The sequence below is a fragment of the Flavobacterium xizangense genome (assembly GCF_054075145.1).
In genome coordinates this window covers 1-247 of record NZ_JBSIPG010000248.1, presented here as the reverse complement: position 1 = coordinate 247, position 247 = coordinate 1, and the positions used below count along the sequence as shown (strand labels likewise).

Below are 247 nucleotides of genomic sequence, written 5' to 3'. Positions count from 1 at the left end.
AAGCTCCAAAACAAGAAAATATTAAGTTTAAAGAAAGAACCATTTTAGAACAAATCGGTGATGAAATTAAGTGGGATTTAATTTTCTCGAACGCTGCATTGCAATGGATTGACAATCACAACGAACTTTTTCCGAAAATTATTTCACGTATAAATCCAGGTGGGCAGTTGGCGGTTCAGATGCCTCAGCAAAACGAAAACATCCTTAATAAAATACTTTTACAATTGGTGCAAGAAGAACCTTTTGC

General features: G+C 34.8%; 1 pseudogene. It reads left to right on the top strand.

The window, feature by feature from the left end:
* Nucleotides 1-247 (top strand): annotated as a pseudogene (locus tag ACWA1B_RS23305) (methyltransferase domain-containing protein); the annotation flags it as partial.